Raw genomic sequence first — 8,366 nt, 5'->3', positions numbered from 1 at the left:
GGGTTGACCCTCGACCCGGTGGAGGGCCCAGGATTGCGGGTGTGTTCGTCCACAGCTCGTACCCGTTGTCCACAGCCCCTGTGTCACAGGCGGTGGACAACCACGCTTCGCACCCGGCCGGTTACCCACAGACTGTGGACAACTCCTGGGGACGACGCTGTGGATGCCTGGGGATGACGATCACGTTGTCCCCAGACAGCGGTGCGCCTGTGGGCGGGCTGTTGAAGGTTCTGGGGATGACGGCTGTGGAGCCGGCCGGCGTTGTCCACAGCGCTGGGGAGAAAACCGGTGGATTACCGGTGGACAACCGGTGGACAGCCGTGGAAAACCCGGCGGCCGGCGAGGGCTGTGGACCGGGACACGAGTTTTACCCCTGGTTCTCCACAGCCAAACCACCGGTGGATAACGTGTCTGACCTGCGCGGACGCCGGTTCTCCACAGTTTGCACAGGTGCGATGAAGACGATGAGTTATCTCTTCTAAACAACAAAAACCAATCATCACCGTTGGACTTCCTGTGGATCGGGCCGAAGCACTGCCGTCGGCAGTCGCCCCGGCACCTGGATCCACGGGGTCGGGCGCACAGCCGATGCCCCAGCGCCTTAAGGTGCGATGGGTACCCGCACGGTCGGGCGGGACGGGTGGCAGCGGTCGGCATGAGAGAGTTGTCGCTGACGTCGACGCGGAGGCATTGATGAAGTTCCGAGTGGAGCGCGACGCGCTCGCCGAGGCGGTCGCGTGGACCGCCAAGAGCCTGCCCAACCGACCCTCCGTACCGGTGCTGGCCGGGGTGATGCTCCGGGTGACCGACGGCAACCTCCAGGTCTCCGGCTTCGACTACGAGGTCTCCAGCCAGGTGACCGTCGAGGTGCAGGGTGACGCGGACGGCGCCGCCCTGGTCTCCGGCCGCCTGCTCGCCGAGATCACCAAGGCCCTGCCGGCCAAGCCGGTGGACATCGCCGCCGTCGGCGCCCACCTCGAACTGGTTTGCGGCAGCGCCCGGTTCACGCTGCCCACCATGCCGGTGGAGGACTACCCGACGCTGCCGGAGATGCCGGAGAGCGCCGGCACCGTCGACGCCGCCGCCTTCGCCTCCGCCGTGGCCCAGGTGGCAGTCGCCGCGGGCCGCGACGAGACGCTGCCGATGATGACCGGCGTCCGGATCGAGCTGAGCGGCAGCACGATCGCCATGCTGGCGACCGACCGCTACCGTCTCGCGCTGCGCGAGATGGAGTGGAACCCGGACGACCCGGAGATCAGCCTCAACGCCCTGGTGCCGGCCCGTACGCTGCACGACACCGCGAAGGCGCTGGGCCCGCTCGGCGGCCACGTCACCATGGCCCTGTCGTCCAGCAAGGCCGGCGAGGGCATGATCGGCTTCTCCGGCGGCACCCGCCGGACCACCAGCCGGCTGCTCGACGGCGCCAACTACCCGCCGGTGCGCTCGCTGTTCCCGGCCGACCACAACGCCGAGGCCCGCGTCGCCGTCGCCGCGCTCATCGAGGTGGTCAAGCGCGTCGCGCTGGTCGCCGAGCGCACCACCCCGGTCCTGCTCAGCTTCAGCGCCGACGGTCTCGTGGTCGAGGCGGGCGGCACCGAGGAGGCCCGGGCCAGCGAGGCCATGGAGGCCACCTTCAGCGGTGAGCCGCTGACCATCGGGTTCAACCCGCAGTACCTCATCGACGGTCTGGCCAACCTGGGCGCGCAGCACGCCCTGCTCCGGTTCGTCGACGCGTTCAAGCCCGCGGTCATCTCCCCGGCCGGCGAGGATGGCGAGGTCATCCCGGGGTACCGGTACCTCATCATGCCGATCCGCGTGTCCCGCTGATCGCAGGCAGCACGACCCCGACGTACGGAGGTAGGAGCAGATGCAGCTCGGCCTGGTAGGACTCGGCCGCATGGGCGGCAACATGCGGGAGCGGTTGCGCGCCGCCGGGCACGAGGTGGTCGGCTACGACCGCAACCCGGAGATCAGCGACGCCGCGAGCCTGGCCGAGCTTGCCGAGAAGCTCCAGTCGCCCCGCGCGGTCTGGGTCATGGTTCCGGCCGGCGTCACCGACGCCACCATCGACGAGCTCGCCGGTGTGCTCGGCGAGGGCGACATCATCATCGACGGCGGCAACTCCCGGTTCAGCGACGACGCCCCGCGCGCCGAGCGGCTGAACGAGCAGGGCATCGGCTACATCGACGTCGGCGTCTCCGGCGGCGTCTGGGGCCGGCAGAACGGGTACGCGCTGATGGTCGGCGGTGCGCAGGAGCACGTCGAGCGCCTGATGCCGATCTTCGAGGCGCTCAAGCCCGAGGGCGAGTTCGGCTTCGTGCACGCCGGCCCGGTCGGCGCCGGCCACTACGCCAAGATGGTGCACAACGGCATCGAGTACGGCCTGATGCACGCCTACGCCGAGGGCTACGAGCTGCTGGCCGCCTCCGAGCTGGTGACGAACGTCCCCGGCGTGTTCAAGTCGTGGCGCGAGGGCACCGTGGTCCGGTCCTGGCTGCTCGACCTGCTGGACCGGGCGCTCGACGAGGACCCGGAACTGGCCGAGCTGAGCGGCTACACCGAGGACACCGGCGAGGGCCGCTGGACCGTGGACGAGGCGGTCCGGCTCGCCGTGCCGCTCAACGTCATCACCGCGTCGCTCTTCGCCCGGTTCGCCTCCCGGCAGGACGACTCGCCCGCGATGAAGGCCGTCGCCGCGCTGCGCCAGCAGTTCGGCGGCCACGCCGTCCACAAGCGCTGACCGGTATCCACAGGCTGTGTACGTCCGCCGGCTCGAACTGGTCGACTTCCGCTCCTACGAGCGGGTCGGCGTCGACCTGGAGCCGGGTCCGAACGTGCTCGTCGGCGCCAACGGCGTCGGCAAGACCAACCTGGTCGAGGCGCTCGGCTACGTGGCGACCCTGGACTCGCACCGGGTCGCCACGGATGCCCCGCTGGTGCGGATGGGCGCCACCTCGGCGGTGATCCGCTGCGCCGTGGTGCACGAGGGCCGGGAGCTGCTGGTCGAGCTGGAGATCGTCCCGGGCAAGGCCAACCGGGCCCGGCTCGGCCGGTCCCCGGCCCGGCGGGCCCGGGACGTCCTCGGCGCGCTGCGCCTGGTGCTGTTCGCGCCGGAGGACCTGGAACTGGTCCGCGGCGACCCGGCCGAACGCCGCCGCTACCTGGACGACCTGCTGGTCACCCGCCAGCCCCGCTATGCGGGTGTCCGCGCCGACTACGAGCGCGTGGTCAAGCAACGCAACGCGCTGCTGCGTACCTCGTACCTCGCTCGCAAGACCGGTGGCACACGCGGCGGCGACCTGTCGACGCTGGCCGTGTGGGACGCGCATCTGGCGCAGCACGGCGCGGACCTGCTCGCCGGCCGCCTGGAGCTGGTCGCCGCGCTCACCCCGCACGTCGCGAAGGCGTACGACGCGGTGGCCGCCGGCCGCGGCGCGGCGGGCATCGCGTACCGGCCCTCGGTGGAGCTGCCCGAACCCGGCGCCGACCGCGCGGCGCTGGCGGAGGCGCTCGCCGCCGCGCTGACCGCGAACCGGGCGGCCGAGATCGAGCGCGGCACCACGCTCGTCGGCCCGCACCGCGACGACCTGGCGCTGACGCTCGGCCCGCTGCCCGCCAAGGGGTACGCGAGCCACGGCGAGTCCTGGTCGTACGCGCTGGCGTTGCGGCTTGCCGGGTACGACCTGCTGCGAGCCGACGGGATCGAGCCGGTGCTGGTGCTCGACGACGTCTTCGCCGAGCTGGACACCGGCCGGCGGGAACGGCTGGCCGAACTGGTCGGCGGCGCGAGCCAGCTCCTGGTCACCTGTGCCGTGGACGACGACGTGCCGGCGACGCTGCGTGGCACCCGGTACGCGGTGGGCGAGGGGACGGTGCGACGTGCCGGATGACGAGGTGCAGCTTCCGCCCGCACGGCTCGGGCCGGGACGCGACGCGCGTACCCCGGGAAAGCCCGCGGAGGGTGAGCCGGCCGCGAACCTGCCGGAGGGCTCGACCGGGCCGGAACTGGCCCGGGCGGTGCTCGACGCGGCGAAGGCCCGGCGGCAGGCGGCGGCGCCGCGACGGCGCGGCGCGGTCCGCGGCGACGGGGAGAAGCGGCTGCGTGGCTACTCCGGTCCGGGGCCGGACCCGCGCGACCCGCAGCCGCTCGGTGCGGTGCTGGACAAGCTGATGAAGGCGCGTGGCTGGCAGCAACCGGCGGCCGAGGCGACGGTGTTCGGCGCGTGGGAGAAGGTGGTCGGCCAGGAGGTCGCGCAGCACAGCCGCCCGGTCAAGCTGGAGGACGGCGAGCTGACAGTGGAGGCCCGGTCGACGGCCTGGGCGACGCAGTTGCGCCTGCTGGCGGGCTCGCTGTTGCAGCAGATCGCCCGCGAGGTGGGCCACAACGTGGTGCGCAAGCTGCACATCCACGGGCCGGCGGCGCCGTCGTGGTCGCGCGGCCCTCGTCGGGTACGCGGGCGCGGCCCGCGCGACACCTACGGCTGACCGACGCCGCCGGAACGCCGCGCCTCACGCCGGGCGCGCTTGAGTTCGCGCTGCTCACGGCTCCACTGCTTGCGGCGCTCCAGGTCTTCCTTCCACGCGTCGCGGGCCAGCTTCGAGCCGCCCTGCACCGCGCCCTGCACCTGGGACGGGCCGGCGAGGTTGCGGAACACCCAGCCCAACAGGCGGCCACCCTTGCCGGAGGCGTCGCCCACCTGCTCGTCGTCGCTCATCCCGCCGCCCTCTCGCTGTTTTGTGTGCAAACCATTGGTACACCAATCGTTGCTAGGATCGCAACGACGACGAGGAGGACGAGGGTGACCGACGGCATCGAGGAGGACCCCCTGGCGCTGGAGCAGCAGGTCTGCTTCGCACTCTCAGTCGCCGCCCGCAGCGTCGTCGCGGTCTACCGCCCGCTGCTGGAACCGATGGGGCTCACCCATCCGCAATATCTGGTCATGCTGGCGCTCTGGCAGCACGCGCCGCTGTCCGGGCGGGATCTGAGCCGGCTGCTCCAGCTCGATCCGGGCACGCTGTCGCCGCTGCTCAAGCGCTTGGAGGCGGCCGGATACATCCGGCGGGAACGCGACGCCGCCGACGAGCGCAGCCTGGCCGTCTCGCTCACCCCCGAGGGGCAGGCGCTGCGGGCGCGGGCCGAGCGGATCCCGCCGGCCATCGTGCAGCGCCTCGGCCTGCCGCTGGCCGACCTGCGGCACCTGCACTCGGCGCTGACCGAGGTGATCGCGGCCGCCAACCGGGCCACGTCTTCTCCCGGCACTGCGACGCCCGGTCAGGCGTCGGCGTAGACCGCGAAGCCCCGCTCCGCGCAGCGCCGGTAGAAGGCCGCCAGCACGCTCAGCTCGGCGCAGGTGAAGTTCCACTGCGGCGGGTCGCCGTTCTCGTCCCGCAGCCGGTCCAGCCGGCTGTCCAGCCAGCGGAGCTGCTGCTCGGCCAGCCGCCCGTCACCGAGCAGCGCGCGCAGCACCTCGCTCACCGACTCGAACGTGACCGGCTCGCCGTACGGCCGGTGCCGCGCGACGAACTTCTCCACGCCCTCGGCGATCCAGGAGCAGCCGTCCGGGTCGATCACCGGGTCCTCGTCCTCGACCGCGTTCTCCGTGGCGTAGAGCACATTTTCCAGCCCGAGGATCAGGTCGACCAACTCGGTGTACGCGGTCGCGCGTACCGTGCCGGTCTTCGCGATCAGCTCGGCGAGCGCCGCGGTCGGCGCGGAGATCCGGGGCATGTCCACGATCTCGCCGAAGTCCACGAACTCAGCCGGCGCGACCGGATCGTAGAAGCGGCCGGTTCGCGGCCAGTGCACCGCGACGTTGTCCAGCCCCATCTGGCGTCACCTCTCACCAAGCGTTTTCGGACCGTCTCCGACGATCGTCCCGGTTCCGGGCGCAAAAGATCAAGACCGCAACGGCGGCGCCGCAAAAGCTACGGCACGCCGGGCCCGGCCGCGACCCCCGGTCGGGGCAGCCGCCGATCACCGGTCGGATGACCGTCACGGCTCACGGTGGCCGGTGGCGCGGCGCCGCCCCAATGGCGTGTAGGGGGAGTCGTGGGCGACGCGGTTCGTCCGGCTACGGCATTCTCAGCCGCCTCGGAGAGGGTGCCGAGTGGCGGTTTGGTCGGCTCCGCACAGTAAGATTGGGGGCGAGACGAAAGACCCGAGACGGAGCGACGGACTGGGGCCCGGTGGGCCCTCGATCATAGTCCCGCATCGGGTCCGAGCCGATCGCGATCCGCGGGCAACCGCGGCGCCCGGCGCACATGATCCGACCTGGCGATCCCAGGGGCGGACCATGCGCGCCGACGTCGCGTCCTGTCCGCCGAACCCGCGCCCCCGCGCCCACGCGCGGCCGGTGCGAGAAAGTGGCCGAGGGTGGCAGCGGAGGACAACAAGAAGTACGGCGCCGAGTCCATCACCGTTCTCGAGGGCCTGGAAGCGGTCCGGAAGCGGCCCGGTATGTACATCGGGTCCACCGGCGAGCGCGGTCTGCACCATCTGGTGTGGGAGGTCGTCGACAACGCGGTGGACGAGGCGCTGGCCGGGCACTGCGACACCATCGACGTGGTGCTGCTGGCCGACGGCGGTGTCCGGGTGACCGACAACGGCCGTGGCTTCCCGGTCGACCTGCACCCGAAGCTGAAGAAGCCGGGTGTCGAGGTCGCCCTGACCGTGCTGCACGCGGGCGGCAAGTTCGACGGCAAGGCGTACGCCGTCTCCGGCGGCCTGCACGGCGTCGGCGTCTCCGTGGTGAACGCGCTGTCCACCCGGATGGCCGTGGAGATCCACAAGGACGGCTTCGTCTGGCGCCAGCAGTACGACCACTCCAAGCCGACGCCGCTGGAGAAGGGCGAGGAGACCGACCGCACCGGTTCGGCCGTCTCCTTCTGGCCCGACCCGGACGTCTTCGAGACCGTCGACTTCGACTTCCACACCATCTACCGGCGCCTCCAGGAGATGGCCTTCCTCACCCGGGGTCTCACCATCCACCTGCTCGACGAGCGGGTCCCGGAGGACGAGGACGGCAAGACCCGCGAGGTCACCTTCCACTACGAGGGCGGCATCGCCGACTTCGTCCGGCACCTCAACGCCTCCAAGAGCCCGATCCACAAGACGGTGGTCGAGTTCGGGGCCGAGGAGACGGGCATGTCGGTCGAGATCGCCATGCAGTGGAACGAGTCGTACGGCGAGTCGGTCTACACCTTCGCCAACAACATCAACACCCACGAGGGCGGCACCCACGAGGAGGGCTTCCGGGCCGCGCTGACGAGCGTCGTCAACCGCTACGGCGCCGAGAAGAAGCTGCTCAAGGGCGACGAGCGCCTCTCGGGTGAGGACATCCGCGAGGGCCTGGCCGCGATCATCTCGGTCAAGCTCACCGACCCGCAGTTCGAGGGTCAGACCAAGACCAAGCTGGGCAACACCCCGGTGAAGGGCTTCGTGCAGCGGGTCTGCAACGAGTCGCTCGTCGACTGGTTCGACCGCAACCCGGCCGAGGCGAAGATCATCATCCAGAAGGCGTCCCAGGCGGCGCGCGCCCGGATCGCCGCGCAGCAGGCGCGCAAGCTCGCCCGGCGCAAGTCGCTGCTGGAGTCCGGCTCGATGCCCGGCAAGCTGGCCGACTGCCAGTCCACCGACCCGCGCGAGTCCGAGGTCTTCATCGTCGAGGGCGACTCGGCCGGCGGCTCGGCCAAGCAGGGCCGCGACCCGCGCGTCCAGGCGATCCTGCCGATCCGCGGCAAGATCCTCAACGTCGAGAAGGCCCGGATCGACCGGGTGCTGAAGAACAACGAGGTGCAGGCGCTGATCACCGCGCTCGGCACCGGCATCCACGACGACTTCGACATCGAGAAGTTGCGCTACCACAAGATCGTGCTGATGGCCGACGCCGACGTGGACGGCCAGCACATCCAGACGCTGCTGCTCACCCTGCTGTTCCGTTTCATGCGGCCGCTGGTCGAGCTGGGCCACGTCTACCTGGCCGCCCCGCCGCTCTACAAGATCAAGTGGAACAAGAAGGGCGACGACGCCCAGTACGCGTACTCGGACCGCGAGCGCGACGGGCTGATCGCCCTGCGCCAGCAGAAGAAGCCCAACGCCCGCCCGGACGACATCCAGCGGTTCAAGGGTCTCGGCGAGATGAACTACCCCGAGCTGTGGGAGACCACGATGAACCCGGCCACTCGTACGCTGCGCCAGGTCACGCTCGACGACGCCGCCACCGCGGACGAGCTGTTCAGCGTCCTGATGGGCGAGGACGTCGAGGCTCGCCGGTCGTTCATCCAGCGCAACGCCAAGGACGTGCGGTTCCTGGACATCTGACGGACGCGCCCGGGCCGGCCGGACATCCACCGGCCGGCCCGGCAGT

General features: G+C 71.1%; 9 protein-coding genes. 7 read left to right on the top strand and 2 right to left on the bottom strand.

Annotated features, from left to right (window positions below; translation table 11 throughout):
- Positions 1-173: 173 nt before the first annotated feature.
- The 5 genes from EAD96_RS30890 to EAD96_RS20495 all read left to right on the top strand — a co-directional run bounded on the left by EAD96_RS30890 (position 174) and on the right by EAD96_RS20495 (position 4,485).
- Complete coding sequence (locus EAD96_RS30890) at positions 174-482, top strand: hypothetical protein (RefSeq protein WP_147457908.1); 309 nt, start codon at positions 174-176, stop codon at positions 480-482.
- Between the two features lie 211 nt (positions 483-693).
- Complete coding sequence (gene dnaN / locus EAD96_RS20510) at positions 694-1,827, top strand: DNA polymerase III subunit beta (protein WP_120572514.1); 1,134 nt, start codon at positions 694-696, stop codon at positions 1,825-1,827.
- A 40-nt stretch (positions 1,828-1,867) separates the two neighbouring features.
- Complete coding sequence (gene gnd, locus EAD96_RS20505) at positions 1,868-2,740, top strand: phosphogluconate dehydrogenase (NAD(+)-dependent, decarboxylating) (RefSeq protein WP_091413544.1); 873 nt, start codon at positions 1,868-1,870, stop codon at positions 2,738-2,740.
- 16 nt (positions 2,741-2,756) lie between these two features.
- A complete protein-coding gene (gene recF / locus EAD96_RS20500) occupies positions 2,757-3,890 on the top strand; it encodes a DNA replication/repair protein RecF (RefSeq protein ID WP_121685450.1) in 1,134 nt (377 codons plus the stop codon).
- Positions 3,891-3,978: 88 nt separating this feature from the next.
- On the top strand, positions 3,979-4,485 hold the full coding sequence (locus tag EAD96_RS20495; RefSeq protein WP_233586106.1) for a DUF721 domain-containing protein: 507 nt from the start codon (positions 3,979-3,981) through the stop codon (positions 4,483-4,485).
- Here the strand turns inward: EAD96_RS20495 and EAD96_RS20490 are convergent.
- Positions 4,476-4,715 carry a hypothetical protein gene (locus tag EAD96_RS20490; RefSeq protein ID WP_013283216.1) on the bottom strand — a complete coding sequence of 80 codons (240 nt, stop codon included), beginning with the start codon at positions 4,713-4,715 and terminating at the stop codon, positions 4,476-4,478. The two genes, EAD96_RS20495 and EAD96_RS20490, sit on opposite strands and share 10 nt — an antisense overlap.
- Before the next feature lie 84 nt (positions 4,716-4,799).
- Here EAD96_RS20490 and EAD96_RS20485 point away from each other — a divergent pair, with 84 nt between their 5' ends.
- Complete coding sequence (locus tag EAD96_RS20485; protein WP_121685449.1) at positions 4,800-5,288, top strand: MarR family winged helix-turn-helix transcriptional regulator; 489 nt, start codon at positions 4,800-4,802, stop codon at positions 5,286-5,288.
- Here the strand turns inward: EAD96_RS20485 and EAD96_RS20480 are convergent.
- Positions 5,273-5,827 carry a hypothetical protein gene (locus EAD96_RS20480; RefSeq protein ID WP_120572509.1) on the bottom strand — a complete coding sequence of 185 codons (555 nt, stop codon included), beginning with the start codon at positions 5,825-5,827 and terminating at the stop codon, positions 5,273-5,275. The two genes, EAD96_RS20485 and EAD96_RS20480, sit on opposite strands and share 16 nt — an antisense overlap.
- Positions 5,828-6,373: 546 nt before the next feature.
- Here EAD96_RS20480 and gyrB point away from each other — a divergent pair.
- Entirely contained in the window at positions 6,374-8,320 is a 1,947-nt protein-coding gene (gene gyrB, locus EAD96_RS20475) for a DNA topoisomerase (ATP-hydrolyzing) subunit B (protein WP_120572508.1), read from the top strand.
- Positions 8,321-8,366: the final 46 nt, after the last annotated feature.

Source organism: Micromonospora sp. BL1, assembly GCF_003667485.1.
Taxonomy (GTDB): Bacteria; Actinomycetota; Actinomycetes; order Mycobacteriales; family Micromonosporaceae; genus Micromonospora; species Micromonospora tulbaghiae.
Note: the sequence above shows the minus strand (reverse complement) of the source record. Positions and strands in the feature narration are given on the sequence as shown.

Excerpts from the sequence above, each read along its gene's own strand:
- EAD96_RS30890 (WP_147457908.1), top strand. The coding sequence starts at position 174 with ATGACGATCACGTTGTCCCCAGACAGCGGTGCGCCTGTGGGCGGGCTG.
- dnaN (WP_120572514.1), top strand. The coding sequence starts at position 694 with ATGAAGTTCCGAGTGGAGCGCGACGCGCTCGCCGAGGCGGTCGCGTGG.
- gnd (WP_091413544.1), top strand. The coding sequence starts at position 1,868 with ATGCAGCTCGGCCTGGTAGGACTCGGCCGCATGGGCGGCAACATGCGG.
- EAD96_RS20490 (WP_013283216.1), bottom strand. The coding sequence starts at position 4,715 with ATGAGCGACGACGAGCAGGTGGGCGACGCCTCCGGCAAGGGTGGCCGC.
- EAD96_RS20480 (WP_120572509.1), bottom strand. The coding sequence starts at position 5,827 with ATGGGGCTGGACAACGTCGCGGTGCACTGGCCGCGAACCGGCCGCTTC.